General features: G+C 61.8%; 21 protein-coding genes and 2 pseudogenes. 11 read left to right on the top strand and 12 right to left on the bottom strand.

Annotation, left to right across the window (positions count from 1 at the left end):
• Positions 1 to 35: 35 nt before the first annotated feature.
• The 3 genes from AC1Q6I_RS15885 to AC1Q6I_RS15875 all read left to right on the top strand — a co-directional run bounded on the left by AC1Q6I_RS15885 (position 36) and on the right by AC1Q6I_RS15875 (position 3968).
• On the top strand, positions 36 to 947 hold the full coding sequence (locus AC1Q6I_RS15885; protein ID WP_069076199.1) for a LysR family transcriptional regulator: 912 nt from the start codon (positions 36 to 38) through the stop codon (positions 945 to 947).
• Positions 948 to 1175: 228 nt separating this feature from the next.
• Entirely contained in the window at positions 1176 to 2225 is a 1050-nt protein-coding gene (locus AC1Q6I_RS15880) for an ABC transporter substrate-binding protein (protein WP_024074570.1), read from the top strand.
• A gap of 9 nt (positions 2226 to 2234) precedes the next feature.
• The gene (locus AC1Q6I_RS15875; protein WP_102623759.1) at positions 2235 to 3968 is read left to right on the top strand and encodes a GMC family oxidoreductase; all 1734 of its coding nucleotides are present in this window, start codon (positions 2235 to 2237) and stop codon (positions 3966 to 3968) included.
• A gap of 37 nt (positions 3969 to 4005) precedes the next feature.
• Here AC1Q6I_RS15875 and AC1Q6I_RS15870 read toward each other — a convergent pair whose 3' ends face one another.
• Complete coding sequence (locus tag AC1Q6I_RS15870; RefSeq protein ID WP_102623760.1) at positions 4006 to 5433, bottom strand: aldehyde dehydrogenase family protein; 1428 nt, start codon at positions 5431 to 5433, stop codon at positions 4006 to 4008.
• A 139-nt stretch (positions 5434 to 5572) separates the two neighbouring features.
• On the opposite strand from AC1Q6I_RS15870, the gene AC1Q6I_RS15865 reads away from it, so the two are divergent.
• The 4 genes from AC1Q6I_RS15865 (at position 5573) to AC1Q6I_RS15850 (ending at position 9436) form a co-directional block, all read left to right on the top strand.
• A complete protein-coding gene (locus tag AC1Q6I_RS15865; RefSeq protein WP_102623761.1) occupies positions 5573 to 6520 on the top strand; it encodes a LysR family transcriptional regulator in 948 nt (315 codons plus the stop codon).
• 142 nt (positions 6521 to 6662) lie between these two features.
• Complete coding sequence (locus AC1Q6I_RS15860; protein ID WP_024074574.1) at positions 6663 to 7367, top strand: HAD-IA family hydrolase; 705 nt, start codon at positions 6663 to 6665, stop codon at positions 7365 to 7367.
• Between the two features lie 60 nt (positions 7368 to 7427).
• Positions 7428 to 8711, top strand: a complete 1284-nt coding sequence (locus tag AC1Q6I_RS15855; protein ID WP_173903806.1) for an NAD(P)/FAD-dependent oxidoreductase — start codon at positions 7428 to 7430, stop codon at positions 8709 to 8711.
• A gap of 14 nt (positions 8712 to 8725) precedes the next feature.
• The gene (locus AC1Q6I_RS15850; protein ID WP_024074576.1) at positions 8726 to 9436 is read left to right on the top strand and encodes a cupin domain-containing protein; all 711 of its coding nucleotides are present in this window, start codon (positions 8726 to 8728) and stop codon (positions 9434 to 9436) included.
• Positions 9437 to 9521: 85 nt separating this feature from the next.
• On the opposite strand, the gene AC1Q6I_RS15845 is transcribed toward AC1Q6I_RS15850, so the two are convergent.
• The 8 genes from AC1Q6I_RS15845 to AC1Q6I_RS15810 form a co-directional block, all read right to left on the bottom strand.
• On the bottom strand, positions 9522 to 10013 hold the full coding sequence (locus tag AC1Q6I_RS15845) for an Lrp/AsnC family transcriptional regulator (RefSeq protein ID WP_024074578.1): 492 nt from the start codon (positions 10011 to 10013) through the stop codon (positions 9522 to 9524).
• Between the two features lie 38 nt (positions 10014 to 10051).
• Positions 10052 to 10738, bottom strand: coding sequence for a hypothetical protein (locus tag AC1Q6I_RS15840; RefSeq protein ID WP_024074579.1), 687 nt, complete (start codon positions 10736 to 10738; stop codon positions 10052 to 10054).
• 97 nt (positions 10739 to 10835) lie between these two features.
• Positions 10836 to 12122: a 4-aminobutyrate--2-oxoglutarate transaminase gene (gene gabT / locus AC1Q6I_RS15835; RefSeq protein ID WP_024074580.1), complete on the bottom strand. Its 1287-nt coding sequence runs from the start codon at positions 12120 to 12122 to the stop codon at positions 10836 to 10838.
• A 262-nt stretch (positions 12123 to 12384) separates the two neighbouring features.
• Positions 12385 to 13473, bottom strand: a complete 1089-nt coding sequence (locus AC1Q6I_RS15830; RefSeq protein WP_024074581.1) for an ABC transporter ATP-binding protein — start codon at positions 13471 to 13473, stop codon at positions 12385 to 12387.
• Positions 13474 to 13632: 159 nt separating this feature from the next.
• Positions 13633 to 15093: an NAD-dependent succinate-semialdehyde dehydrogenase gene (locus AC1Q6I_RS15825; RefSeq protein WP_102623762.1), complete on the bottom strand. Its 1461-nt coding sequence runs from the start codon at positions 15091 to 15093 to the stop codon at positions 13633 to 13635.
• Positions 15094 to 15363: 270 nt separating this feature from the next.
• Entirely contained in the window at positions 15364 to 16158 is a 795-nt protein-coding gene (locus tag AC1Q6I_RS15820; protein WP_024074583.1) for an ABC transporter permease, read from the bottom strand.
• Positions 16159 to 17085, bottom strand: a complete 927-nt coding sequence (locus AC1Q6I_RS15815; protein ID WP_024074584.1) for an ABC transporter permease — start codon at positions 17083 to 17085, stop codon at positions 16159 to 16161.
• Between the two features lie 322 nt (positions 17086 to 17407).
• Entirely contained in the window at positions 17408 to 18460 is a 1053-nt protein-coding gene (locus AC1Q6I_RS15810) for an ABC transporter substrate-binding protein (protein ID WP_024074585.1), read from the bottom strand.
• A gap of 475 nt (positions 18461 to 18935) precedes the next feature.
• Between AC1Q6I_RS15810 and AC1Q6I_RS15805 the strand changes: the two genes are divergently transcribed.
• The 4 genes and pseudogenes from AC1Q6I_RS15805 (at position 18936) to AC1Q6I_RS15790 (ending at position 23778) form a co-directional block, all read left to right on the top strand.
• Positions 18936 to 20036: an ABC transporter substrate-binding protein gene (locus AC1Q6I_RS15805; protein ID WP_102623763.1), complete on the top strand. Its 1101-nt coding sequence runs from the start codon at positions 18936 to 18938 to the stop codon at positions 20034 to 20036.
• Positions 20037 to 20061: 25 nt separating this feature from the next.
• Positions 20062 to 22374 (top strand): annotated as a pseudogene (locus AC1Q6I_RS15800) (sensor histidine kinase); the annotation flags it as partial.
• A 54-nt stretch (positions 22375 to 22428) separates the two neighbouring features.
• Positions 22429 to 22917: pseudogene (locus AC1Q6I_RS15795) on the top strand (response regulator transcription factor); the annotation flags it as partial.
• Positions 22918 to 23778, top strand: coding sequence for a sensor histidine kinase (locus AC1Q6I_RS15790; protein WP_404940811.1), 861 nt, complete (start codon positions 22918 to 22920; stop codon positions 23776 to 23778). It begins immediately after the preceding pseudogene.
• A 73-nt stretch (positions 23779 to 23851) separates the two neighbouring features.
• Here AC1Q6I_RS15790 and AC1Q6I_RS15785 read toward each other — a convergent pair whose 3' ends face one another.
• From AC1Q6I_RS15785 to AC1Q6I_RS15775, 3 genes are read right to left on the bottom strand one after another with little or no spacing between them, the layout of a single operon-like run.
• Positions 23852 to 24607, bottom strand: a complete 756-nt coding sequence (locus AC1Q6I_RS15785) for an ABC transporter ATP-binding protein (RefSeq protein WP_069076194.1) — start codon at positions 24605 to 24607, stop codon at positions 23852 to 23854.
• Positions 24601 to 25647 carry a FecCD family ABC transporter permease gene (locus AC1Q6I_RS15780; protein ID WP_024074589.1) on the bottom strand — a complete coding sequence of 349 codons (1047 nt, stop codon included), beginning with the start codon at positions 25645 to 25647 and terminating at the stop codon, positions 24601 to 24603. The genes AC1Q6I_RS15785 and AC1Q6I_RS15780 overlap by 7 nt, the downstream gene beginning before the upstream one ends.
• Positions 25644 to 26798, bottom strand: a complete 1155-nt coding sequence (locus AC1Q6I_RS15775; protein ID WP_102623765.1) for an ABC transporter substrate-binding protein — start codon at positions 26796 to 26798, stop codon at positions 25644 to 25646. The genes AC1Q6I_RS15780 and AC1Q6I_RS15775 overlap by 4 nt, the downstream gene beginning before the upstream one ends.
• Positions 26799 to 26840: the final 42 nt, after the last annotated feature.

Here is a 26840-nt window from a genome sequence, read left to right as displayed (position 1 = left end):
GAGCGAAAGCCATTCTTAGTTTTAAGGAAAGAATCATGGCGATGATCGATGACTTGAGTTTCTTCCAGCAGGTGGCGACACGCGGCAGTCTCACCGAAGTGGCGCGGCACCTCGGCCTGTCGTTGCCAGCGGTGAGCAAACGCTTGAGCCAGCTTGAAGCGCGTCTGGGCGTGCAGTTGCTGCAGCGCACCACCCGACGACTGTCGCTGACTCCGGAAGGGACCTTGTACCTGGAAGGAGGACGGCCGATCCTGCGGCAACTGGAAGAGCTGGAGAGTGCGCTCAATCGCCGACAGCCGACGTTGCAGGGACGCTTGCGGATCAACGGCACCCTGGGTTTCGGTCGACAACACCTGGCACCGGTGGTCTCCAGCTTTGCCCGATTGCACCCGGAGTTGGAGCTTTCCCTGGAGTTGTCCAGCCAGCCTTCGAGCTTGCTGGATGACCAGTTCGACATGAGCGTGTGCATGGGCGAGCCACCCGATTCGCGACTGATCGCTATGCGCCTGCTGGAAAACCCGCGCATTCTCTGTGCTTCCCCGCAATACCTTGAAGCTATGCCTGCTCTGTCAGGGGTGGAGGATCTGGTCCGGCATAACTGCATCGTGCTGCGTCAGTTCGGCAGTGATTACGCGATCTGGCGTTTCAGCAAGGATGGCCAGGATTACTCGCACAAGGTCAGCGGAACGCTGTCGAGCAACGATGGAGAAGTTGCGTTACGCCTGGCCCTGGACGGGCATGGACTGATCCTGCGTTCTCGCTGGAATGTTCAGGATCACCTTGAAAGCGGGCGCCTGCGGGCGGTTCTGAGCGATTACCAGGCGCCCAGGGCCGATATCTTCGTGGTCTATCAGCATCGCCGGCATACTCCGCAACGCATCTCGGTGTTCGCCCGTTACCTCGCGCAGGAGCTGGCCAGACGCTTGCCGTTCGCGGCGCTCAAGTAGGCGAGTGGCCCGCGCGAACGAGGGCAGGTGCCTGTAGAAATAAGCATGATCTGAGGTTATGACATCTCTGACTATTCGTGCATTGCCCTCTGCTGTCATGCTCTTGTAACGTCGAAATGTCCCGCTCGGTCGAACAATAAAATCAAACCTGAGCAAAGCACGTGGGTGCAGGGTGTTCAGTCGAGGTTTTAACGCTGCCGAATTAATCTACGTCCAGGATGATTTGCCATGAAAACCTTGTCTGTTGCTCAAGCGTTCGGTTCCGTCATTTCCCTGTTGAGTCTTTCGGTGGCGTGCGCGATGCCCGCCGTGGCCGCGGAAATCACCTTTGTCTCCCAAGGCGGTGCTTACCAGGAGGCCCAGACGAAGGCCATTCTGGATCCGGCAGCCAAACTGCTGAACATTACCATCAAGCAGGACAGCGCCCCCGACGCCTGGCCGATGGTCAAGGCCCAGGGCGAAGCGAAAAAACCGGTCTGGGATGTGATCGATACACCACCCTCCAACTGCCTGCGCGGTGGCAAGGAAGGGCTTATCGAACCGCTGGACCTGAGCAAGCTGCCGAACGTACAGAACATGCCGGCGGCCTACCGCACTCCATATTCGGTGGCCTACGAGTTCTATTCGTCGGTCATTGGCTACAACAAGAAAAACCTGAAGAAAGTGCCGCAGACCTGGGCCGAATTCTGGGACGTGAAGAACTTCCCCGGCGTGCGTGCCTTGCGTAACGATCCGATGAGCACCCTGGAGGCGGCGCTGCTGTCTGACGGCGTGCCCCGTGACAAGCTTTACCCGCTGGATGTCGACCGCGCCTACAAGCGTCTCGAGCAGATCAAGCCGAACATTGCCGTGTGGTGGACCTCGGGTGGTCAGTCGGCGCAATTGCTCGCCGATGGCGAAGTCGACATGCTGATGATCTGGAACGGTCGAGCCAGCGCCGTGCAAAAGAGTAATCCGGACGTGGCCTTCACCTACAACGACGGCCTGCTGCAAAACACCCAGTTGTGCATCCTGAAAAATGCCCCCAACTATGCGGCGGCTGTGAAGTTCCTCAACGAAGCGGTATCGCCTGAATTGCAAGCCAACCTGCCGCTCTACATTGACTACGGTCCAGGTAACCCGGCGGCGTTCGCCACGGGGAAAATTACCCCCGAGCGGGCCAAGGAACTGCCAAGCTCGCCGGATAACGCGGCCAGGCAAGCGCTGATGTCGGAAGAGTGGTGGGCCTCCGCTGAAGGGATTGCCGCCAAGGATCGCTGGCTCAAATTCGTTCAGTAAGGTGTCGGCATGATCGATTATTTGATTCTGGGCGGTGGTTCGGCCGGCTGCGTGCTGGCCGCCCGGCTCTCGGAGGACCCCGACAAACAGGTGTGTCTGATCGAGGCGGGGCGCGATATTTCCCTGCACACGATGCCCGCCGAGATACGTAGCCGTTACCCGGGGCGCGCCTATCTGGATGTCAGCAATATCTGGCAGCGCCTGACCGCGTTGATGGGCCAGCGTGCCGGTACCACCCGGCGCTATGAGCAGGCGCGGATCCTCGGTGGGGGCTCGGCGATCAACGCCCTGATGACCAACCGTGGTGCGCCCGCCGACTATGACGAATGGCAGGCGCTGGGGGCCGAAGGCTGGAGCTGGAACACCTGCCTGCCGTACTTTCGCAAGCTGGAAAACGACACCGACTTTTGCGGGCCGCAGGACCAGGCGCTGCATGGCCGCGACGGCCCGGTCAGGATCCGGCGTACGCCATCGGAGCGCCTTTCGCCTTTCGTCAAAGGTGTGATGAAGGTCCTGGGCGGGCGTGGCCTCGAGCACAAGGCCGATCAGAATGGGCTCTGGGAGGAGGGCGTGTTCGTGGGTGCCATTGGCGTCAGCGAGCAGGGCGAGCGAATCCCGACGTCGGTGTGTTATCTGACCGATGAGGTGCGCAAACGCCAGAACCTGAACCTGCGCACCCGCTGCGTGGTGGATCGGGTGTTGATTGAGGCCGGTCGTGCGACAGGCGCCAGGATTATCGACAGTCATGGCGTCGTCGAGTCCTTGCGGGCGCGTGAAGTCATCGTCTGTGCCGGTGCGATCCACAGCCCTGCGGTGTTGCTACGCAGTGGGATTGGTCCGGCGGACGACCTGGCTTCTCTGGGCATTGCCCCGGTGGTGGACCGGCCAGGGGTGGGGGCCAACCTGATGGAGCATCCTTCGATTGCGGTGTCTGCGCTGCTCAATCGCGAAGGCCGCACGGCGTTTCCCGAAGAGCACCATGAGCAGGCCATCGTGCGTTTTTCATCCGGGCTGGATGACACGGTGCCGTGTGATATGCATGGCGCAATCCTTTCTCGATCAGGCTGGCATTCAATCGGTTATCGACTGGGCACGATGTTTTTCTGGGTCAACAAATCCTATTCCCGTGGTCATCTGCGCCTGACATCCAGCGATCCCCATGACGAACCGCACGTACGCTTCGACATGCTCAGCGATGGCCGCGACCTCGAACGTCTGAAGCAGGCATTGCGCTTCGGCGCCCAGACCTTGTCGGCGCCCGCCTTGAACCGGGAATGCAGTGTGGTGTTTCCATCGAGTTACTCACCACGAGTGGCCAGGGTCGCAATGCCGGGCTGGTTCAATGCACTGCAACGCGGCGCCTTGAGCGTGTTGCTGGATATCGCTGGGCCGTTGCGGGGCTTGCTGATTCAGGGCCTGGTGACTCAGGGGGTCACCCTGAAAAAGCTGCTCGCCGATGACCAGGCCCTGACCGAGTTCGTGCAGCGCAATGTCGGTGGCACCTGGCACCCGTCAGGCACTTGCCGCATGGGGCGCGCCGATGATCCGCTGGCAGTCACCACCGGTGATGGCCGCGTGATCGGTGTCGCCGGGTTGCGGGTGTGTGACGCTTCGCTGATGCCTTCGATTCCCTGCGCCAATACCAACGTCCCGACCCTGATGATCACCGAGCGCATGGCCGATCTGATCAAGACTGAGGCGAAAATGTCAGGCAGTGTGGCCACGGTGGCGGCTCGACTGTAGCCATCACCTGGCCGGCGAGCCTGTCAGGGCGGGGGCATCAAGCTCCCCAACCGACAATTCCCTTCACTTCCAGAAACGCCTCCAGCCCCCATTCGGCGTACTCACGGCCGTTGCCCGATTGCTTGTAGCCACCAAACGGCGCGCCGGAATCCCAACTCGGATAGTTGATGTACACACTGCCGGCACGCATCTGCAGGGCAACGTCGCGGGCCCGCGCCTGGTCCGTCGATTGAACGTAAGCCGCCAGCCCGAACACGCTGTCGTTAGCCATGCGGACTGCGTGCGCTTCATCCTCGTAGGCCTGGATGACCAGCACCGGTCCGAAAATTTCTTCGCGGGCGATGGTCATATCCTGGGTGACCTGGGCGAAGATCGTCGGCTGTACGTAGTAACCCTGGGGCAGGTGATCGGGGCGACCTGGACCGCCGCACACCAGTTGTGCACCTTCGTCGATGCCGATGGCAAGCATTCGCTGGATGCTGTCGTATTGGCGTTGACTGATCACCGGGCCCATGGTCGTGGCGTCCTCATCGGGCGCGCCAACGATATGTTTTTGCGCGGCGCGACGGGCGATGTCCACGGCCTGGTCGTGCAGCGCGACGGGCACCAGCATGCGCGTAGGCGCATTGCAGGATTGCCCGCTATTGCCAAAGCAACTGTCTACGCCGTTGGTCACTGCCGCTTGCAGGTCGACATCGTCGAGCAAGATGTTGGCCGATTTTCCGCCCAATTCCTGATGCACACGCTTGACGGTCGGTGCGGCCAGGCGCGCGATTTCCGTCCCTGCGCGGGTCGAACCGGTAAACGAAACCATGTCCACGTGTGGGTGTGCAGACAGGGCAGCACCCACCGTCGGGCCGTCGCCGTTGATCAGGTTGAAAACGCCCGCCGGCACGCCGGCCTCATGCATGACCTCAGCGAACAGCAAGGCATTGATCGGTGCGATTTCACTCGGCTTGAGGACCATGGTGCAGCCGGCGGCGAGGGCCGGCGCGACCTTGCAGACGATCTGATTGATCGGCCAGTTCCAGGGTGTGATCAGCGCCACCACACCCACAGGCTCGTGGGTAATCAATGTGGTGCCACGGGATTTCTGGAACTCGAACGTGTCGAGGGTGCGCAGCAGTTGCTCCAGGTGACGTTTGCCGATCCCGGCTTGCCAGGCGTGGGACAAGGCTTTCGGGGCACCGACTTCCTGGACGATGGCGTCAGCGATTTCATCGTAGCGCGCCATGAAGACATCCAGAATCCGTTGCAGCAGTTGTTTGCGCTGCGCGGGTGACGTGCGCGAGAACCCTGGAAAAGCGCGCCGGGCGGCCATGACGGCAGACTCGACGTCGTTCAGGTCTCCCATGGCGATTTCGCAGAATGCCTGCTCGGTGGCAGGGTTGATCACGGGCAGGCGATCGAAGCTGTGAGGCTCTACCCAGCGGCCATCGATGTAAAACTTCAAGGTGTTTTTCATAGCAGGGAAGGGTCTCGTGAGGGAGAGGAGTGCCGCGCCGAATATCCGTGGGTCGCCTTACGCAGCCGCTCACCAGAATAGGCGGGGTATTTTGTTCGGGACAATTTACTAATAGTTGTGCCAGGCATAAACTCAGGTCATGTCTAATCTACGTCGCAAGGTTCCCAGTTCCAGCTCATTGTTCGTCTTCGAGGCGGCCGCTCGATGTGGCAGCTTCACTCGGGCGGCGGATGAGCTGTGCGTCAGCCAACCGGCCGTGAGTCGCATGTTGTCGCGCCTGGAAGAGCACCTTGGCGTGCAGCTTTTCGAGCGTGTTCATGGTGGGGCGAGGCTGACGGAAAGCGGCAGCATTTTGTACCGCCGCGTGCAGGAAGGCTTCAGTACCATCGAGTCGGCAATCAGTGAAATCGAGGCACGGGCGACGGGCATCGAGACCGTGACGCTGTCGGTGTCGACGGCGTTCACCACCCATTGGCTGATGCCGCGCATGAGTCGTTTCAGCCAGCGATTCCCCACTGTCGACATGCGCTATCAATTGATGTCCGGTAGGATCGGCGGCCCCTTGGTGGACGTCGATCTGGGCATGCGTTACCTCGATGCGGGCAGCCTGAAGGCCACGGATAAACTGGTTATTCCAGAAATTACCCTGCCTGTGTGCAACGCCCAGTACCTGGCGGATGTCGTTCAGGGCAAGGCTAAAAAACAGGTGCCGACGCTGATCAGCATGGACAACCAGGACCGCGGCTGGGCCGCCGCTTTTGAAACGCCGGGACGCGCCGACAACGCGCTGGTGTTCTCCGATTATGCCGTGGTGGTACAGGCCGCCTTGTTGGGCCAGGGCATGGCGCTGGGATGGTTGAACGTGGTGTCGAACTCCTTATGCAAAGGCGAGCTGGTGCCGGCGACGGACTCTTTTCGGGTCAACTCCCGGCGTTGCTGCCTGGTCGTTCCGGCCAATCGTCCAGTGCGCCCGATCGTGGAAAGCGTGCGTGACTGGATCATCGAGGAGATGCGTGAGGACATGCTCAGGATCGACGCGCTTTACCCTCATCTGGGGCTGCTTGCCGTCCTGGAATCGAGCCATTGAGCACAGGTGCGGCACGCCGAGTAAAAAAACAGTAGGTTATGCCTCAGGGGTAGGGCAAAACAAAATATTTCGCGAGAATGCGGGCAGATAATGGGCCTGTCCAGTCAGCTTCACCCTTACGACTTTTCTTGCGGAGCGCCCTATGTCTTTCAAGCAGTTCAAAGCCCTGACGTTCGACGTTGTCGGTACCCTGATCGATTTCGAAGCCGGAATCCTGGCCCATGTACGCGAAGTCGCGGGTGAAGCGGGCAAGGCCCGCAGCGACGACGACATCCTCAAAGCTTATCGCGAGGCCCGTGCCTCGACTGATTCGGGCTGGTGGCCGGATGACCTGGAGCGTTGCTACCACGTCATCGCGTCCAAGTTGGGGCTGCCGGACAACGACGACTATGCCAAGGGCCTGGCGCAGGCGGTGAAGAACTTCCCGGCCTTCCCTGATTCTGTCGAAGCGCTCAAGCGCCTGCGCAAGCACTTCAAGCTGGTGGCCACCACCAACTCGCAGATCTGGGCGCTGAACTACATGGCCGAAACCCTCGACCAGCCGTTCGACGTACGGGTCACCGTCGACGATGTGCGCTTCGAGAAACCCGATCCGCAGTTCTTTGCCTACACCCGTGGTGTGCTGGCGACCCAGGGCATTCTGTTCGAGAACATCCTGCACGTTGCCCAGAGTCAGTACCACGACATCGGCGTGGCCATGCGCCTGGGTTATCAGACCTGCTGGATCGAGCGTCGTTTTGCCCAGAAAGGCACCGGCGGCACCCTCGAGTCGGAACGCACCGAGCCGCATTACCACTTCACTTCGCTGGCGCAATTGGCCGACGCGGTCGAGAAAGAGCTGGGTTGATCCCCTCGGCGCTTGGGCCTTGGCCGTGAGCGCCAATCCTTATTGAGTCGAGAGGCTGGCATGACTGTTCAGAGCTTATGGGCGGCCACCGCCCAACCGGCACCTGCGCTGCAATCCCTGGAAGGCGAGCGGCAGTGCGACGTGGTGATCATTGGTGCGGGTTACACCGGCCTCTCGGCAGCCCATCACATTGCCCGCAGTGGTCGCGAGCCCCTCATCGTCGAAGCCAATACCCTGGCCTGGGGCGCGAGCGGACGTAACGGCGGTGTGGTGTCACCGAAGTTCCGGGTGGGCTTTCCCACGCTCATGGCGCGCTTTGGTCGTGACACTGCGTTGCAGATGTACCACACCGGTTATGCCGCGGTGGACAGCCTGGTGGAGATGGTTGAAACCCTTGGCCTGACCGGGGCCGAGCTGCATCTGGGCGGGCACGTCGCGGCGGCGCACAATGTCCACGCGCTGGGCGCGCTGGAGTCCACCGCGAACTGGATCAAGCGTGAAACCGGCGGTACGTCATCACGGATGATCTCGGCCGACCAGGTGCGGGAAATGACCGGCTCGACGATCTTCGCCGGCGGCCTGCTGACCCCCAAGGCCGGCGGTATCCACCCTTTGAACTACGCGCGCGGCATGGCCCGCCACTTGGCCGGCCATAGCGTGAAAATGTTCATCAACAGCCCGGCCGAGCAGGTCCGTCGCGAAGGCGACCGGGTGATCGTGCAGACGCCGCAAGGGCGGGTCAGTGCCAAGCAAGTGATCTACGCTACCAATGGTTATTCCGACCAGACCCGCGCCACCGATACGCTGCACCGACGCTTGATTCCTTTCCGCAGCGCGATCATCGCCACTGCGTCACTGCCACCGCACATCCTTGCCACAATCATGCCGGGTGGGCAGGTGTGTGGTGACACCAAGCGCATGTTGCGCTGGTTCCGCGTTATCGGTGATCGCTTGATTTTTGGTGGGCGGGGAGCGTTCGGCAAAGGCGATTCACAAAGCGCCTTCGATGCTTTGCAGCGCAGCATGGGCGACGTTTTCCCGATCCTGCGCGACCAGCCTATTGCTTATCGCTGGTCGGGCCTGGTGGCCATGACCCTGGATTATCTTCCCCATGCCGGCCAGCTCGATGAACGCAGCTACTACGCCATTGGCTACAACGGTGGCGGGGTCGCGATGTCGACCTGGATGGGCAAGCAACTGGCCGCCATGACGGCGGGCGAGAAGGTCGAACTCGGTTTGCTCGCAGGCGAGCATTTCAACCCCATTCCTCTGCATGCCTTCCGCGCGCCGGGCGTTCGCCTGGCGGCGGGCTGGCAGCAATTTCTAGACATCATCGGCCGATGAGCGAGCGTTAAGGTATGCCACCGATTCTGCATTACTCCCACCCCTACACTGATCGTCAATTGCCCTGCGCCGCATTCGCCCTGCAGGGCGATCCGCTGGCGGCCGGGCGTGTCATCAACTTCCACGACCCCGTGCAGGGCTATGCCGCAGGCAGTAGTGTCAGCACCGGTGCGAACCTGTTGATCGAGGCGTTTCCCTGGGTTGAACTGGGTGTGGTTGAAGCCGGAGAACTGCGTTTGCAGGGTGAGGGTTTTGACCTGCAACTGACGGCAGGGGATTGCTTCGTCGTGCCTCGTGGACTCCGTGTGCGTTGGCACCATCACGGGCAATTGCGCCGGCTGTTCATGGTGTTTCCGGGGCTTTCAGCCTCCACGCAAATGCCCCGCCTTCCGATCAGGATCGACCTGTCCCAGGCGCTTGCACCGGCGAGTCCGCCGGCAGCCAGTGTGCTGTTGACCGCGACGCCCAAGGCCTGGAGCGAAACCCTGTTCAGCGCCGGCAACCTGCGTGTCGGGCTGTGGCAATGCGAGGCGTACGCGCGCAAGCAGGTCGAGCCGGGTTACAGCGAGCTGATGTTTATCCTTGAAGGCTCGGTGACGTTGCGGGCTGAACAGGGCGACAGCCATCATGTGCGGGCGGGAGAAACGGTGATCGTGCCCCAGGGCGCCACCAATGCGTGGGTCAGCGAAGAGACCGTGCGCAAGGTGTTCTGCATCTTGTCGTGAGTTCGGCAAAGGGCCGGCAGGATCCATCCGACCTGCAGCGGTGCGCTGGCCAACGGTACGGCCAGCCGCACCGCTGCAGGTTTTTTTAGACCGCCCGAACCAGGCTGCGCAACGGCACGGTGCTCTTGACCACCGGCGATTTGATCACGATGTAGCTGAAGTACTTCTCGATGCCGATTTCCTTGTCGAGGATCGATTCCATCAGCTCCTGATAGTGCTGGATGCTGCTGCACAGGAAGCGCACCAGGTAGTCGTAGCCGCCGCTGATCAAGTGGCACTCGAGCACTTCGTCGATGTTGCGGATGCTCGATTCGAACTTCACGAAGTCGGCACGCTTGTGATCCGAGAGGGTCATTTCGGTGAACACGGTCACCGAGTTGGCGAACTTGGCCAGATTGACGTGGGCTTCATAGCCGCTGATGTACCCGGCGGCCTCCAGGCGTTTGACACGTTGCAGGCAAGGGCTGGGCGACAGTCCAACGGCTTCGGCGAGGCTGACGTTGGTCATGCGCCCGTCCTTCTGCAATTGGACCAGGATGTTGATGTCGATACGGTCGAGCTTGGTTGCAGCGTCCATTGATCAGTCCTCGCAATGTCAAATCAGGGCCGTCGTACTCAGGTGTGCAATGCCTTTTGATGGGCATGGGCCAAGTCAGCGAGGCTGGCGTATTCACAGCGCTTGCCGTCCATTGCCTGAGGCGAATGGTTCCACGGCTGGTCATGGCCGCGCCGTAGTGTGCAAACCGGAAAATCCACCCGCTCGTTCCACGGGTCATCGCTTTCCGTGCTGCGCACCGGTAATAGTTCCGATCGCTCCAGCCCCAGGCGATGCAACTCGCTCTCCAGGCTGTTGTGCCAATCCTCGTCGCTGGGTTCAATGATCGCATCGAATTCGACCGGCAAGCGACGGGCCAGGGCAAGTACATCGATACCCTGGGGTGGGGCAATCAGTATCAAACGGTAGAACTTGCCCAGGTACTGGAGGGCACCGGGGGCGTCTTCGAAAATCGGCCACCAGGATGAAGAGCTACTGAATGCCACACTTTCATCCCAGCCCGGAATGGTTTGCAAATGTTGCGCCACACGATGGTAGAGCTGGCCGTGGAAAGCCGCTGCGCTGATCTGCGGTGCACGGCTGGCAAGCTCTTGCGCCACCTGTCGGTAAGTACTGAGTAGCTGCGCATCACTGGCGCTGGATTCACTTTGCACTGCCAGCGGTCGCAGGCCTTCGAGGATGCCCCGTTCGCGGTCAACCAACGTGCTGAATGACAAGCCCAACGCCTTGTATTGGGTGACTCTCATGACTTGCTCCTGAGTAGGCCATGCCGGTTCCATCATGATTCAGCCCAGGGCCCGACACTGCCGGGACAGGTCGGGCCGGGTGTTACCGTTACTGCACTCAGCAGGCGGCCAACGCTTTGTCGAGCATCTGCAAGGCTTCTGCCACTTGCTCTGGAGTGGTCACCAGCGGCGCGAGGAAACGCACTACGTTGCGATGTACACCGCACTTGATCACCAGCAAACCGGCGTTTCGGGCTTCATCGATGACCTTTTGCGCCAGTGCTGCATCGGGGCTACGGGCGGCATCGTCGGCGATCATTTCGATCGCCTGCATGAAGCCCAGGCCGCGCACGTCACCGATTCTCGGGTAACGTTTCTGCAAGGCCAGCAACCCGTCATGCAGTTGGGCTGCCAGTGTCTCGCCCTGTGCCAGCAGATCCTGCTCTTCGAACAGGTCCAGCACGGCCAGTGCCGCAGCACAAGCTACTGCGTTGCCACCATAGGTGCCGCCCAGGCCGCCCGGCGTCGGTGCGTCCATTATCTCGGCGCGACCGACCACGCCAGACAGTGGCATGCCGCCGGCCAGGCTCTTGGCGACGGTCACCAGGTCGGGCTGGATGTCGGCATGCTGGAAGCCGAACATCGTGCCGGTACGGCCGAAGCCCGCCTGGATCTCATCGAGGATCAGCACGATGCCGTGCTGGGTGCAGCGGGCGCGCAGGGCTTGCAGGAATTCTTTGGGGGCCGCAAGGAAGCCGCCATCGCCCTGGACCGGTTCGATGATGATCGCGGCGACACGGTCCGGCGCCACGTCGGTGGCGAACAGCTCGTCCAGCTCGGCCAGCGCATCATCGCTGCTGACGCCGCGATAGGCGTTGGGGTAGGTGGCGTGATAGATCTCGGCGGGGAAGGGGCCGAAGTTCTGCTTGTAGGGCTGGCTCATGCCGGTCAGGGTCACGCCCAGCAGGGTACGGCCGTGGAAGCCACCGCGGAAGGAAATAACCGCGGTGCGATTGGTGTAGCCACGGGCGATCTTCACCGCGTTTTCGACGGCTTCGGCACCGGACGTGAACAGCACGCTTTTGTAGTGGGCGTCGCCGCCGATCAGTTTGTTCAGGCGCGCGGCGACCTGAATGTAGTTTTCGTAGGCCACCACCTGGAAGCTGGCATGGGAGATCTCGCCGACCTGCCGACGCACTGCCTCGACCACCTTCGGATGGTTATGGCCGACGTTGAGCACGCCGATGCCGCCGACGAAGTCCAGGTAACGCTTGCCATCGACATCCCACAGTTCGGCGCCCTGCGCGCGCGCCGCGACCACCGGGTGGGCGGTGGCGATACCACGCGGTACATGCTGTTCGCGCAGGGCCAGCAGGCGTTGGTTTTCAGTCAGTGCAGAATTCATCTCGATCTCCGTGAACGCCGAAGGTGGCGGGTGATGTCATCAGGATAAGGATTGCCCGGAACCACAAGCGCTGAACTTGGGGTGCCGCGCGCTGTGATCGACTGTTTTGCAGGGGTGTGACGAAATATTTCGCTGCGCAGGGCGCAGGGTATCGTTTGCGCCAGAAACGACATCGGCCCATGGCCGTGCGATTTGTCGGCGGGACCTTGAATGGTTGACGCCGGCAAACCGTGCTGCCATGGGCCGATAGGTTCTGGCTGAATCAAACCCCGGCGCGTGGCACGACGATGGTGTCTTCCGGATGCAGGCGCATCATCATGGGGGCGCCGATGGGCGGCAGGCTGAGGTTGCCTTCGTGATGGCTGGGTTGGCGCAGGCTGACCGTTGGCCCACCTTCGAGGTCGACGAACACCTTCAGGCTTTCGCCCTGGAAAACGATGTCTGCCACGCGGCCACGCAGACGGTTCCATTCCGGCCCCGAGCTGTTGTTGTCCAGCAGCAGTTTTTCCGATTGCAGGGCCAGGAACACATCGCCCGATGCCGGCACCGGACGGGTGGTGCGCAGTGCTGTGCTGCCCAGGGTCAAGCCGTTGTCCGCACTGCGTTGCAGCGGCACCAGGGTGCTCTCGCCGATGAAGCTGGCGACGAAATCGTCGGCCGGGTGATCGTGCAGGCGGCGCGGTGTGTCGACCTGTACCAGCTGGCCGCCGCGCATGATTGCGATACGGTCGCTCATGGTCAGGGCTTCGCGCTGATCGTGGGTCACGTAGATCATGGTGGCGCCCAGGCGCTTGTGCAGGGCTCGCAGCTCGATCTGCATGATTTCGCGCAGTTGCTTGTCCAGGGCCGACAGGGGCTCATCCATCAGGATCAGCTTGGGTTCGAAGACGATGGCGCGGGCCAGGGCCACGCGCTGGCGCTGCCCGCCAGACAGCGCCGCGATGTTGCGGTCTTCGTAGCCCGTCAGTTCCACGGTCGCCAGGGCGCTCTTGACCCGGTCGCGGCTTTTGCTGGCGCTTTCGCCACGGGCACGCAGTGGAAAGGCCACGTTTTCGCCGACAGTCATGTGCGGGAACAGCGCGTAGTTCTGAAATACCACGCCGATTTCGCGTTTGTGCGGCGGCATCAGAGTGACGTCGCGTTCGCCGAATAAAATGCTGCCGGAACTGACCCTGATAAAACCACCCAGAATGCTCAACAAGGTGGTTTTGCCTGAACCGGACGGGCCCAGCAATGACATGAATTCCCCGGCTTCGACCTTGAGGTCCACGTTGTTCAAAGCCTTGAGGTTGCCGTAGTGCTTGCACACCTTGTTAACGCTGACCGATTCAAAACCTTCAGTGAAATTCATGAAGCGTCGTCCTCTGTAGAACCAGGGATTGCCCGATAAGCCTGCTGGTTATCTGAACACAGGCATGGGCCTGGTTCGTGCCGTTTTGGGGGGCCGGACCAACATGATCTGCTGTCCGGTGCGAGTGGGGGACCACAGGCTGCTTTATGCCCGCCTCAATCAGTCCAGGCCGCCGATGTGCCAGGCCTTTACCTCGAGAAACTCGTCCAGGCCATACTTGGAACCTTCGCGGCCGGTGCCCGATTGCTTCATGCCACCGAAGGGCGCCACCTCCATGGAAATGATCCCGGTGTTGAGCCCGACCATGCCGAACTCCAGGCGTTCGCCCATACGCCAGGCGCGGCGCATGTCCTGGGTGAAGTAGTACGCGCCGAGGCCGTAGGGCGTGGCATTGGCCAGGGTCAGTGCCTCGGCCTCATCCTTGAAACGGAAAAGTGGAGCGACCGGGCCGAAGGTTTCTTCCGTGGCCAGCAGCATGTCGGCGTTGGCGTCGCGCAGCACGGTCGGCTGCACATACAGCCCCTCGCCTTGAGGTACGCCGCCGATGGCGATGCTCGCGCCTTTCTCCAGGGCGTCGTTGATGTGCCGTGCCACCTTGTCCACGGCGGCGGCGTTGATCAGTGGCCCGATGGTGACACCGCTTTGCAGGCCGTTGCCGACTTTCAACTCGGCAACGGCAGCGCACAGGCGTTCGGCGAAACGATCGTAGATGCCGTCCTGCACCAGGATGCGGTTGGCGCACACGCAGGTCTGGCCGGCATTGCGGAATTTGCTTTGCATGACGCCGGCGATGGCCAGGTCAAGGTCGGCGTCGTCAAAGACAATGAACGGCGCGTTGCCGCCCAGTTCCAGGCTCAGGCGCTTGATGGTGGCGGCGCACTGGCTCATCAGCAACTGACCGATCCGGGTGGAACCGGTGAACGACAGTTTGCGCACATCGGGGTTGGCGGTCATCTCGCCGCCGACCCCGGCAGGCAGGCCGGTCAGGACGTTGAACACGCCGGCCGGGATGCCCGCGCGCTCAGCCAGTACCGCCAGTGCCAGGGCCGACAGCGGGGTCATCTCCGACGGCTTGACCAATACCGTGCAACCGGCCGCCAGGGCGGGGGCGCATTTGCGGGTGATCATCGCGTTCGGGAAGTTCCAGGGGGTGATGGCCGCGACGACGCCGATGGGTTGCTTGAGCACCAGAATGCGCCGGTCGGCGGCAGGCGAAGGGATCGTGTCGCCATAAACTCGCCGGGCTTCTGCAGCGAACCACTTGACGAAACTGGCGCCGTAGGCGATTTCGCCACGGGACTCGGTCAGCGGTTTACCTTGTTCGGTGGTCATGATCAGCGCCAGGTCTTCCTGGTTTTCCATGATCAGGCCAAACCACACCTCCAGATAGCGCGCGCGTTCGGCGGCAGGCACTTCGCGCCAGGCGACGAAGCGCGCTCGCGCGGCCTCGATCGCGCGGCGGGTTTCAGCGGCCTGCAACGCCGGCACCCGGGCAATCACGCTGCCATCGGTGGGGTTGGTCACGTCGATCGTCGCGCCGTCATCGGCCTCGATCCAGGCGCCGTTGACGTAGGCGCGTTCGACAAGCAGGGAAGGGTCACGCAGTTGGTTTTTCAACATGATCAGGGCCTTGAGGGTGCGAACGATGGGCCCATTGTAAAAAGCCCCGTCCAGTGGCCGATGCCGAGATACGCCTGCGCACGGGTGATAGATGCTGAAATGAGGCGCGTGACGGCAGGCTGTGCTGGGGCTGGAAATTGCCTGGGTCGTGTGATCGGCGGGTAAGGAACAAAGCCCCGGAAACGCCTTTGCCCGCGTGGGCGGTGCCGCGCGGACATTGATGATGTCCAGCACACCGCCCACGCGGGCAAAGGCGTTTTTGAGGAAGGATCAGTGCTTGTTGCGCCCGGCGATCAGCACCAGGATCAGGGAGGCCAGGATCAGGATCGAACTGATCGCGGCAATGGTCGGGTCGATCTCGTCGCGCAGCGCCGTGAACATGCGCTTGGTCAGCGTCTGGTTGTCGCCACCGGAGATGAACAAGGCCACCACGGTTTCATCCAGCGAGGTGATGAAGGCGAACAGCGTGGCCGACACCACGCTCGGCTTGATCTGCGGCAGGGTCACGGCCATGAACGCGCGGAAGCGGTTCATGCCCAGGCTGCGTGCCACCATTTCCTGCGACATGTCGAAATTACGCAGGCCGGCCAGCAGCGCGATGATCACATAGGGCAGGGCGAGCATGATGTGCGCCAGCACCAGCCCGGTCAGCGTGCTGATCAGGCCGACCCGGGCATACACGAAGAACACGCCGGCGGCGATCAGGATGATCGGCACCATCATCGGCAGCAGCAGAATGATCTGCAACGTACGCACCACCTTCAGGCTCGAGTTGTTGATGGCGTAGGCGGCCGCCATGCCGATCGGCAGGCTGATTGCCATGGTGAAGAATGCCGTGATCAGGCTGACCCGTGCCGCTGACATCCACTCCACACTGTTGAAGAACGCCTCGTACCAATGGAAAGACCATTGTTTGGGCGGGAACTGCAGGAAGCGTGCTTCGGAGAACGACATGGGCACCACGATCAACACCGGGATGATCAGGTACAGCAGGATCGCCGCGACCACCACGGTGAACAGCACGTGGGACAGGCGCAGGTGACGCAGGTTGGCAAGCAGGTTCATTTAGCGAGCTCCCAGAATGCGTTCGATGGGAATGAAGCGATTGATGCCCCAGAAAATCAGGAACACCACGAACAGCAGCACCAGGCCGACCGCACTGGCGGCGCCCCAGGCGTGGTACAGCTCGACGTTGCGTTGCACCAGCATCGACACCAGGATCGTGCGACCGCCACCGAGCAATTCAGGGGTGATGAAGAAGCCCAGGCAAATGACGAAGACCAGGATCGAACCGGCCATGATCCCGGGCGCCGCCATTGGCAGGAACACGCGGCGGAAGGTGTAGAAGGGTTTTGCGCCCAGGCTTTCCGACGCTTGCATGAGGTCCTGGGGAATCTTCTTCATCACCGAATACAGCGGCAGGACCATGAAGGGCAACATCACGTGCAGGGTGCCGATCACCGTGCCGGTGGTGTTGTGCATCAGTGTCAGGGGCTGGTCGATGATCCCCAGGTCCATCAGCGTCTGGTTGACCAGCCCGCGGCGTTGCAGCAGCACCAGCCAGGCATAGGCACGCACCAATACGCTGGTCCAGAACGGCAGGATCACGCAGATCAGGATGAGGTTGGCCCAGAGACCCTGCAGGCGCGAGGCGGCGTAGGCGATGGGGAAACCCATCACGACCGACAGGATGGTCACCATGAAGCTGATCTTGAAGGTCAGGGCGAAGGTGTCCCAGTAGATGGTTTCCTGGAAAATCCGGACGTAGTTGGCCAGGGAAAACCCTTCCTCGGTCTGGACCGACTGCAAGGCCAGCCAGCACAGGGGCATGATCAGCAGCACCACCACTATCACCAGCGCGGGGGTGAGTAGCAACAGCATCGAGGTGTGTTCCTTGCGCTCTTCGCGGGCCAGGGCCTGTTCGCTGCTCAACGGCGGTTGGGGCTGGTCGCTGGAGTCGGGCATGGATTTGGCGAGATAGGCGTTTGACATAAAGACCTCTCGTCACTGCAGGGGGCTGGAGGGAATCCAGCGCTGGCGGACAGTGCTGGCGGCAATCGTCCTCACGGACTGCAAGGTGCGGTGCTCGGATAGTGTCATGTAGGGAACTCCCAATGGTGGGCAGGTACGTAGGGCGAGCGCGAGTTGTCTGCATAGCTCACTCTGCGGGACCCTCAGGTCTAATGTACCGGGATGCCAACGAACGAAGCGGGTGGAATTGGCCGGTGCCGAAGTGCTTTATGTCGAAATCGGGGAGGCAGACGGCATGTCCTGCGCCGAGGCGTCTGGCCCGCGGCGCAGCATCAATCGGCGGTTATTTTTTCTGGACGAAGGCCAGCCAGCGCTCTTCAGCCTTGACCCCGTCCTGCGAGGCCCACCATTGCGCCGAGAGCAGGGCCTGGCGGGAGATGTTCTCGGGGGCGGACGGCAGCTTGGCTTCACGCTCGGCCGGGATCACGCCGGTCTTGAATGCCTCGGGATTCAACGGGCCGTAGTCGATGATCATCGGCAGTGCCGCCTGGAGCTGCGCATCGATGGCTTCGTTGACGAACTTCATCGCCGCCACCTTGTGCGGGGAACCCTTGAGTACGCACAGTGAGTTGGTTTCCAGCACGCCCTGGTTGTAATCGAAGGCCACCGGCGCCCCGGCGGCCTGCACGGCGGTGATGCGGCCATTCCAGGCCTGGATCATGTCCACTTCACCGTCGCTGATCAGCTGCGCCGACTGCCCGCCGGATGTCCACCAGGTGGCAATGTCGGGCTTGATCTGTTCGAGCTTCTTGAAGGCGCGATCAACGTCCAGTGGGTAGAGCTTGTCCACCGGCACGCCGTCTGCCAACAACGCGATTTCCAGGGTCGGGCGCGGCAAGTTGCGCAGGGAACGTTGGCCTGGAAACTTCTTGGTGTTCCAAAAATCGGCCCAGGTCTTGGGTACGTTGTCGCCCTTGAAGGCGTCCGTGCGATACGCCAGCACCGTGGAGTAACTGATGTAGCCGACGCTGTAGTCGTCCTTGAGGCTGTCGGGTATCTGCGCGGCGTTGGGAACCAGCGACAGGTCGAGCTTCTCGAACAGGCCTTCGGCCTCGCCTCGGATGCAATCACCGGTGGGCAGGTCGACCACATCCCAGGTGACTTTGCCGCTCTCGACCTGGGTCTTGATGATCGGATAAGCCTTCGGTGAACTGTCCTGCTTGAGCGTCAAGCCGAGTTTTTTCGCGGCCGGCTCGAGAATCGCCTTGCTCTGGGCGTCCTGGTAGGCACCGCCCTGGGAAACGAATGTGATGTCCTCGGCCATGGCCTGGGTAGCGCCACCGATGAACAGGGCCAGGCTCGCGAGTTTGAAAGCTGTAGTGCGCAATGTGCTCATGGAAAGACTCCGAATGGTTGGCAGATTTCTTGGGCGAGCTGTCGTTTTTGTTGTCGGTCGCTCTGCGGGACCATGGAGGTCTAATGTACTGGCTTGCCCACGAGTGAAGCGGCTATGAATGTGCGGATAAAAAGCTGTTTATTGCGAAATTCGCAACGGTCACGGTATTTCGTGCGTCGACTGCAGGGGAGGGCGTCGAGAGCGTCTCGTCCGTAGCCGTTTCGCTGGGGGATCTATCCGATGCGGTGTTTGGCGTGGCGTCGGTCTAGTTGGTGGGGCGCGGGCTCATGCAAGCATTGGTTGAAATTCTCTATGGCCGCGGGCGAAGCGGGCACTTTGATACTATGATGACTGTCAATCTCCATTCCGCCGGGTGGCTTCTCCAACCAGATCAACCAAATCAATCAGTCGATCCAGGCTGTCGGCAAGTGCAGGTGGATTGCTGTGGGTAAATCCTAAGAAGATGGAGAGCAGTATGAACACTCAACCCATCCACAAAATCTTATGGCACCTCGCCGGCTGCGTGACCGGGCTGGCAATGGTTGCCGCCAATCCAGCCCAGGCTGCCGACGGCGGCATCGCCGGTGGCCCTACCGCAAGCTATAGCATTGCCTTCAGCAACTCCTACGCGGGCAGCGATTTCCGCAAGGTGATGGTGAGCAATTGGCAGGCGATGGCGGTCCAGGCGCAGAAGGATGGCTTGATCCGGGAGGCTCCGGTGGTCAGCGCCAATAACTCGGCGTCGGAACAGGCGGCCCATATCCAGGACATGATCGTCAAGGGCGTCAATGCCATCGTCATCCTGGCCGCGTCTGACACGGCCCTCAATGGGGTGATCCGCGATGCCTGCAACGCCGGCATCGTGGTGGTGGTCATGGCCAGCCTGGTCACCGAGCAATGCGTGTATACCGTGGATTACAACTGGTCTGCCATGGGCCGTGTGGAAATGGATTACATCGCCGAGCACCTGAAGGGCAACGGAACGTTGCTGGAGATCCGTGGCATTGCCGGCGATGCCACCGATAAAAACATCAGCGACGGCATTCGCAAGGCCGCCAGCGACTATCCGGGCCTGAGATTCGCCAAGACCGTGTACGGGAACTGGACGGCTTCCGTGGCCCGCAAGGAGGTGGCGCTGGCGCTGCTATCGCTACCCAACATTGATGCCGTGGCGACTCAGGGGGGCGACGGTTATGGGGCGGCCATGGCGTTCAAGGCGGCGGGCCGTCCGTTGCCGATCATCGTGATGGGCAACCGTCAGGACGAGCTCGCCCTGTGGAAACAGGAGCGCGATGCCAATGGCTACGAGACCGTCTCTGTCTCTGCCTCCCCGAGCGTCTCTCAGGTGGGTTTCTGGGTAGCCCAGCAGATCCTGGCGGGCAAGCAGGTGCCGAAGTTCGTCGAGGTGCCGCTGGTGCGTATCGATGCAAAAGACTTGGACGCCTGGCTCGCCACTATGCCGGTGGGCGGCGCCGCCAATCCTTTCTACAGCCAGGCTTCCGTTGCGGCGATGATCGACGCTGCCATCAACAACACGGTGTCGCCAGCGCCGCTGCCGGAGGTGACGAAACAGTAGCGGCGGGCGAGGAGGCGAAGCCCCGATGTTGACATTCAAATCGGCCACGGCCAGGCCCATTGCCGTCAGGATTGGCCTGGCAGTTGCCGCACTGGTGTTCTTGATGCTGGCGGTATCGCTGGTGAACCTCTACGGCCTGCGAGGCATGGTGCGTGCGGTGGATTCCGCCAGCCATTCCGCAGAAATTCTGGCCTCGGTCAACGGCGCCACCGGGCGGGTGGAAAACTTCATTGCCACCCGCGATCAGGAAAGCTTGTCCCAGGCCGAAGGCATGGTGGCGACGGCTATCACCGGCCTTGCCGCCATTCCGGTGGCAGAAGCGCAATCGCTCAAGGGCAGCCTGGAACGGCTCGCCGGGGCGATCGCCGCCTTGCGGGCGGCGACCCTGACCATGGATGGCGAAACGGAGAACATGACCGCCCACTACGAGCGAATGCGAGAGGCGACGATCGTCGTCGAACAGGGCATCGCCGATGGGCTGAAGACGCTTGGTGCCCGCGCCACTGACCACCAGGCGCGGGTGAGCAATATTGAGAGTGCCCACCGTATCCTGGATATCCTGCGCAACGGCGAACGGATCATCACCGCCAATGTGGCCAAGGTGCTGGTGACCGGTGATGGGGCGGCCGCCACTGCGGCGAGCAGTGCCTGCGCGGCATTGCCGCCCGTGGTCGAGCAATTGCGCGAGTTGATGGGAGCGCCGCAGGAGGTGGAGACCCTGGGGCAGTTGGCGACGGCGGTCGCTGCCGCCTGCCTGGCGGTCGAGCAGCTTGGCGCGGCGCCCAAGCTTCGCGGTGGCGAGGCTTTGCGGCATCTCGGCACCGTTGGGGATGTGGCCGAACGCCTCGAAGTCATGCTGGGTGAAGTGGAGGAGCACGTTGCCCACGAAGCCAGCGACATTCAGGCCGCCACCGGTTTGCTGCAAAATGCGGCCGCATTGTCCAAGCGTTTCGCCGAGCGTGTGGCCACCCTGGAGGCGCAGACGTTGTCGTTTCGCCTCGCACCCTCGGCCGAGGTCGCCAGCGCTGTCGATGCCATCCTCGATGAACTCTCCCGTCTCGCGCGCGTTCTCCCTTCATCGGTAGGGCCGCAGACCGACGCTACGCCCCAGACGGTCAGCGATCAGATCGCCGGCTACCGGGCCGCATTCGCCAGGTTCCATCAGGCGAGCAATGCCTTGAGTGACGCGCGCGACCAAGTTCGCAACGAGGCCCGCAGCGCAGGCCTGTTGGTTGCGCGCTTCGCTGGCCAAGCGCGTTCAGACGCCTTGGTCCACAAGGATCGCGGCATGCTCGCGACGATCATCGCGGGCGCCGTCGCCATTCTGCTGGCCGGTGCCATCGCCTGGAGCACCTCGCGGTTTGTTGCGCAGCCCATCGTTGCCCTGGCCTCGGTCATGCGCCGGCTCGCTGCCGGTGACCTGAGCGCCGAGATCGCCAGCGCCGGGCGCGGCGATGAGATTGGGATCATGACCCGTGCGGTGCGGGTGTTCCAGGAGAATGCTTTGCGCATCCGGGTGCTGGAGGCCGAGGCCGAAGCCGAACGACAGCAGGTCCAGGCCTCTTTGGAGAGAATGGTCGATGAACGGACCGACACGCTGCACCGGCAGACCGAGGTGTTGGAGGCGCAGGCCGTCGAACTCATTCAGGCGCGCAACCAGGCCGAGACGGCTAACCGGGCCAAGAGCGATTTCGTTGCCACGGTCAGTCACGAACTGCGCACCCCCCTGACCCTGATTCTCGCCCCCCTGGAGCAGCTCTCGGCGGTGACCACCCCGCCCGCGGACTGGCGTGTGCAAGTCGAGCGCGCCCAACGCAATGCGCTGCGCTTGATGAGCCGGGTGAATGAGATCCTCGACTTTTCCAAGGCCGAAGCCGGCAAGGTGGAGTTGTTTCCAACGTCCGTTGACTTGAACAAGGCGGTGGGTGTGCTGGCCGAGGATGCCGCGCTGGTGGCGCAGGGCAAAGGCTGCACCTTGACCTGCAGCATCGACGCCGCGCTCGGCACGGTGTTCCTGGACCCCCGACACTTCGAGAAGATCGTGCTTAACCTGGTGAGCAATGCTATCAAGTTCACGTCCGCTGGCGGCACCGTGCACGTGGCCGTGACGCCGATTGATGGCGAGCGATTTGAACTCGCGGTGCAAGACTCGGGGATTGGCATTGCGCCTGACAAACTGCCGTTGTTGTTCCAGCGTTTTTCCCAGATCGACAATTCCGCCACGCGCCATTACAGCGGCACAGGCATTGGTCTGGCCCTGGTCAAGTATCTGGCCGAACGGATGGGGGGCGAAGTTGGCGTCAACAGCGAGCCTGGACGCGGCTCATGCTTCTTTGTGCGACTTCCGCTGGGGGCCGAGCAAAGCATCGTGCCGATCGACGCCAGCAATAGGATGCACGAGCGGTCAGCACCGAGCACCACCGAGCAGCGCTACCTGCGTTTCGACGACGGCCGCCAAGGCAGTCGCGGCGACCCGGCGTCGACGCAAGTCGCAGACGACGAGCCCCACCCGGAACACGCCTTGCGATCCAAAGTACTGGTGGTCGACGACAACCCGGAAATGCTCAGCTACCTCAACGAACTTTTGCGCGACGACTACATTGTCGCCACCGCAGCCGATGGAGAACAGGCCTGGGCAATACTGCAGCGTCGACCCATCGATGTCGTTCTCTCGGACGTGATGATGCCCAAGCTCGACGGCTTTGGCCTGACCGCCAGAATCAAAGCCAGCGCCGGCTTCGCTCATCTGCCCGTGATCCTGTTGACCGCCCGCGGCGGCAGCGAGGCCTGCGTCTCCGGGCTGGAGAGTGGCGCCGATGACTATATCGCCAAACCCTTCTCGCCGCTGGAGCTCAAGGCTCGCGTACGCGCGGCCCTGCGCATGAGCCAGGTGCAAGCCGAACTGAACGCAAAATCCCGTCAGGCGGGCATGGCCGAAATTGCCACTACGGTGCTGCACAACGTCGGCAATGTCCTCAACAGCGTGAACGTATCGGCAGAGCTGGTCAGCGGCCAGATGCGCAACTCCAAAGCCCAGGGCCTGGGCAAGGTGGCTCAGCTGATGAACGAACACGTCCATGACCTGAGCGATTTCCTCACCCGAGACAACAAAGGGAAGATGCTGCCCGACTACCTGCTCAAGCTGGCGACAGTGGTGACGGCAGAGCAACAGGGCATCATCGAAGAACTCGGGCAACTCACCAAGGGCATTGACCACATCAAAACCATTGTCGCAGCCCAGCAGTCCTATGCCGTTGCCGTCAGTGTCGTCGAGACAATAGCGATCTCGGAATTAATCGATGACGCCTTGCGCATGAGTGCCGGACCACGGGGGCGTCAGGAGGTGACGGTGGTCAAGGAGATTGCCGACTTGCCCCTGCTGTCGCTGGACCGGCACCGGGTGCTGCTGATCCTGATGAACCTGATCAGGAATGCCAAGCAGGCGTTGGACGGCGTGATCGATCGCAGCCCGGCCATCACGTTCAACGCCTCTGTTGCGCACGGGCCAGTATTGCGTATCACGGTGGCCGATAACGGCAACGGGATTACGCCAGAGCATCTGGTGCGCATCTTTTCCCATGGCTTCACGACGCGCCAGGACGGTCACGGTTTCGGCCTGCACAGCTGCGCGCTCGCTGCGCAGGAAATGGGTGGCAGCTTGACCGTGCGCAGCGACGGGGCTGGACAAGGCGCAACCTTCATCCTCGATGTCCCCCTTGATGCCCAGCAGAATAAGGGATGAACACTGAATCGGCGCATCTGGCTGGTCGATGATAGGTGCGTGGCTGAACCCGTGGCTTGCGTTGGGTACGCCTTCACGTAATACCGTCGATCAAAATATGTCGTTGTCCCCGACTGCACTGCTCGATCCGCGCTTCAACCTGGTACACCTCGCGCAGCATGCGTTCGGTGATCACCTCATGACTCGCGCCGCTGCCCTGGGCGGTGCCGTCGGCAATCACCAATACCTGATCGGCAAAGTGCAAAGCCTGGTTCAGGTCATGCAGGGCGATAAACACAATGACCTGCTGTTTACGGGTCAAGGCGCCCATGAATTTCAGCACTTGCACCTGGCGATGCATATCGAGGGCGCTGGTGGGTTCGTCCATCAACAGGATTTCCGGTTCGCGCACCAATGTCTGGGCGATGGACACCAGTTGCTGTTGGCCCCCACTGAGTTCGCCCAGGTTTTGAAAGGACAAGTCGCTGATGCCAAGGGCGTCGAGCATCTCGTCCACCCGCTTCAGCTCGTCATCGTGGACGGTCCATTGCGGCGACAGTTGCTTGCGGGCCAGGAGCACCGATTCGTAGACCGTCAACCGCGCACTGGCATTCAAGCCCTGGGGCATGTAGCAGATGCCTTGCTGGCCCTTTTTCGAGTCCTGCAGGATCACCTGGCCAGGCCCGTCGATCAGCCCGGCCATGCGTTTGAACAGGGTGGACTTGCCCGCCGCATTGGGCCCCACCACCGCCACTACCTGGCCGCCGGTGAACGCGGCAGTGGTAACGCCACGGATAATCGTGCGCTGGCCATAGCGGGCACCCAGGTCTTGCAACTGAATCTTCACCATGCGTTTTTCTTCCCGCTGAGGATCAGAGATATGAAGAACGGCACGCCGATCAATGACGTGACGACCCCGATCGGGAAGATCGCGCCCGGGATCAGGGTTTTGCTCACCACCGAACTGGCGGACAGAATCAGTGCGCCGGTCAGCAGTGAGGCCGGCAGGAAGAAGCGCTGATCCTCGCCGATCAACATCCGCGCAATATGCGGGCCGACCAGCCCGATAAAGCCGATGGTGCCAACAAAGGCCACTGGGAACGAGGCGAGCAGGCTGACCATGATCAACGTTTGAAAGCGCAGGCTGCGTACATTGATCCCGAAACTGGCGGCCTTATCGTCGCCCAGTCGCAGCGCGGTCAGGGCCCAGGCGCGTTTGGCAAAGATCGGCAGGGTGATCACGATCACCAGGCAGATCACCCCAAGTTTCGGCCAGGTGGCTTTGGTCAAGCTGCCCATGGTCCAGAACACCACGGCTGCCACGGCTTGTTCGGTGGCGAAAAACTGCACCAGGGCCAATAACGCGTTAAACGTGAACACCAGGGCGATACCCAGCAGCACGATGGTTTCCGCGGTGACCCCGCGACGCATGCTCAGGAAGTGAATCAGCAACGCCGAGAGCATGGCCATGATGAACGCGTTCAGCGGCACCATGTACTGCGCGGCCAATGGAAACAGTGCCACACCAAACGCCAGCCCCATGGCCGCGCCAAAACTGGCGGCGGCAGAAATGCCCAGGGTGAAGGGGCTGGCCAGCGGGTTGTTGAGGATGGTCTGCATCTGGGCCCCGGCCAATGACAACGCCGCGCCCACCGCCACCGCCATCAGGGCGATCGGCAGGCGGATATCCCACATCACTACGCGAATCTGCGCGGGGGCACTGTCCGGCGCGATCAGCGCGCCCAGGACGTCGCTGAAGCTGTAGCTCGCCGGGCCCAGGGCCAGGTCGAGTAGCACGCTGCCCATCAACAGCAGGGCCAGGGCGCCGAGGATCAGGCGTTTGCGCAGGACCAGGCGCCTGTAGGTGTCGCGCTGGATCACCGCCGTCATGGCTTGAGGCTCACGAAGTAACCCGGCTCATAGGGCACTGGCAGGAATCGCTCGTGCAACTCGCGAAATGAAGCGTCAGGGTCCAGGTCGGTAAACAGTGTCGGATGAAACCATTTGGCCAATTGCTGGATGGCCACAAATTGATAAGGGCTGTTGTAGAACTGATGCCAGATGGCGTGGAATACCTGGTCATCCTGCGCCTTGATCCCGGCATAGGCCGGACGCTGGGTATACCACGCCAGCTTGCGCCGGGCCTGTGCCATGTCGGCACCGGGGCCGACACCGACCCAACGGCCACCGGGAGCAAAGGCCTCCCAATTCGCGCTGGTGACCACCACGTGTTGCGGGTTGGCGACGATCACCTGCTCGGGGTTCAACTGGCCGAAGGTGCTGGGGATGATGTTCCTGGCAATGTTGTCACCGCCGGCCATGTCGACGAAAAGACCAAAGTTTTCATTGCCGAAACTCAGGCAACAATCTTCGGTGTAGCCGCCTATGCGCTCGATGAACACGCGCGGGCGCGAAGGGTGCTGCGCTTTGATGACGTCGGTGACGCGGCGGATCTGCTGGTTGCGAAAATCGATGAACGCTTCGGCGCGCGCTTCTTTGCCAAACAGCTGGCCGAACAGGCGCATGGTGGGCTCGGTGTTCTGCATGGGGTGGTTGCGAAAGTCGACGTACACCACGGGAATCCCCAAGGCGTCGAGTTTCTCGATGTAGCGGGCATCCTCGGTGGCGTGCTGTGCCTCGATGTTGAGGATGATCACATCGGGATGCAGGGAGATGGCCTGCTCGATGTCGAAGGTACCCTCTTCGAAACCGCCAAACGTGGGGATTTTGGCGATGGCGGGAAACTTACGCAGATAAGCGCCATAGGTGTCAGGGTCGGACTGGATCAAATCCTTGCGCCAGCCGACGATGCGTTCAATGGGGTTTTGCGTATCCAACGCGGCGACCAGGTACAACTGGCGGCCCTCACCGAGAATGACTCGCCTGACCGGCAGGTGCACCTTGACCTCGCGCCCGAGCAAATCGGTGACGGTGCTGCGCGCTGTATCCGGCTCGGCCGCTGTTGAAGCCAGTGACCAGCCTGCCAATCCAGCGAATAGCAGCGCGGCAATGGCGTAGCTGCGTCGAACAATGGTACCCATGGTTAGAGCCTTTGCTGTGGCCGGGCCGGGGGGCGATTCAAC

The organism is Pseudomonas sp. MPR-R2A5 (assembly GCF_058793055.1).
The sequence above is the reverse complement of the archived record's forward strand: the minus strand, read 5'-3'. Positions and strand labels throughout refer to the sequence as shown.

Bases quoted from the DNA above. Each gene is read 5' to 3' on its own strand.
- AC1Q6I_RS15850 (WP_024074576.1), top strand. From the start codon at position 8,726: ATGCCACCGATTCTGCATTACTCCCACCCCTACACTGATCGTCAATTG.
- AC1Q6I_RS15820 (WP_024074583.1), bottom strand. From the start codon at position 16,158: ATGAACCTGCTTGCCAACCTGCGTCACCTGCGCCTGTCCCACGTGCTG.
- AC1Q6I_RS15780 (WP_024074589.1), bottom strand. From the start codon at position 25,647: ATGACGGCGGTGATCCAGCGCGACACCTACAGGCGCCTGGTCCTGCGC.
- AC1Q6I_RS15855 (WP_173903806.1), top strand. From the start codon at position 7,428: ATGACTGTTCAGAGCTTATGGGCGGCCACCGCCCAACCGGCACCTGCG.
- AC1Q6I_RS15775 (WP_102623765.1), bottom strand. From the start codon at position 26,798: ATGGGTACCATTGTTCGACGCAGCTACGCCATTGCCGCGCTGCTATTC.
- AC1Q6I_RS15845 (WP_024074578.1), bottom strand. From the start codon at position 10,013: ATGGACGCTGCAACCAAGCTCGACCGTATCGACATCAACATCCTGGTC.
- AC1Q6I_RS15805 (WP_102623763.1), top strand. From the start codon at position 18,936: ATGAACACTCAACCCATCCACAAAATCTTATGGCACCTCGCCGGCTGC.
- AC1Q6I_RS15860 (WP_024074574.1), top strand. From the start codon at position 6,663: ATGTCTTTCAAGCAGTTCAAAGCCCTGACGTTCGACGTTGTCGGTACC.
- AC1Q6I_RS15825 (WP_102623762.1), bottom strand. From the start codon at position 15,093: ATGTTGAAAAACCAACTGCGTGACCCTTCCCTGCTTGTCGAACGCGCC.
- gabT (WP_024074580.1), bottom strand. From the start codon at position 12,122: ATGAATTCTGCACTGACTGAAAACCAACGCCTGCTGGCCCTGCGCGAA.
- AC1Q6I_RS15785 (WP_069076194.1), bottom strand. From the start codon at position 24,607: ATGGTGAAGATTCAGTTGCAAGACCTGGGTGCCCGCTATGGCCAGCGC.
- AC1Q6I_RS15830 (WP_024074581.1), bottom strand. From the start codon at position 13,473: ATGAATTTCACTGAAGGTTTTGAATCGGTCAGCGTTAACAAGGTGTGC.
- AC1Q6I_RS15815 (WP_024074584.1), bottom strand. From the start codon at position 17,085: ATGTCAAACGCCTATCTCGCCAAATCCATGCCCGACTCCAGCGACCAG.
- AC1Q6I_RS15885 (WP_069076199.1), top strand. From the start codon at position 36: ATGGCGATGATCGATGACTTGAGTTTCTTCCAGCAGGTGGCGACACGC.
- AC1Q6I_RS15865 (WP_102623761.1), top strand. From the start codon at position 5,573: ATGTCTAATCTACGTCGCAAGGTTCCCAGTTCCAGCTCATTGTTCGTC.
- AC1Q6I_RS15810 (WP_024074585.1), bottom strand. From the start codon at position 18,460: ATGAGCACATTGCGCACTACAGCTTTCAAACTCGCGAGCCTGGCCCTG.
- AC1Q6I_RS15880 (WP_024074570.1), top strand. From the start codon at position 1,176: ATGAAAACCTTGTCTGTTGCTCAAGCGTTCGGTTCCGTCATTTCCCTG.
- AC1Q6I_RS15875 (WP_102623759.1), top strand. From the start codon at position 2,235: ATGATCGATTATTTGATTCTGGGCGGTGGTTCGGCCGGCTGCGTGCTG.
- AC1Q6I_RS15840 (WP_024074579.1), bottom strand. From the start codon at position 10,738: ATGAGAGTCACCCAATACAAGGCGTTGGGCTTGTCATTCAGCACGTTG.
- AC1Q6I_RS15790 (WP_404940811.1), top strand. From the start codon at position 22,918: ATGAGCCAGGTGCAAGCCGAACTGAACGCAAAATCCCGTCAGGCGGGC.
- AC1Q6I_RS15870 (WP_102623760.1), bottom strand. From the start codon at position 5,433: ATGAAAAACACCTTGAAGTTTTACATCGATGGCCGCTGGGTAGAGCCT.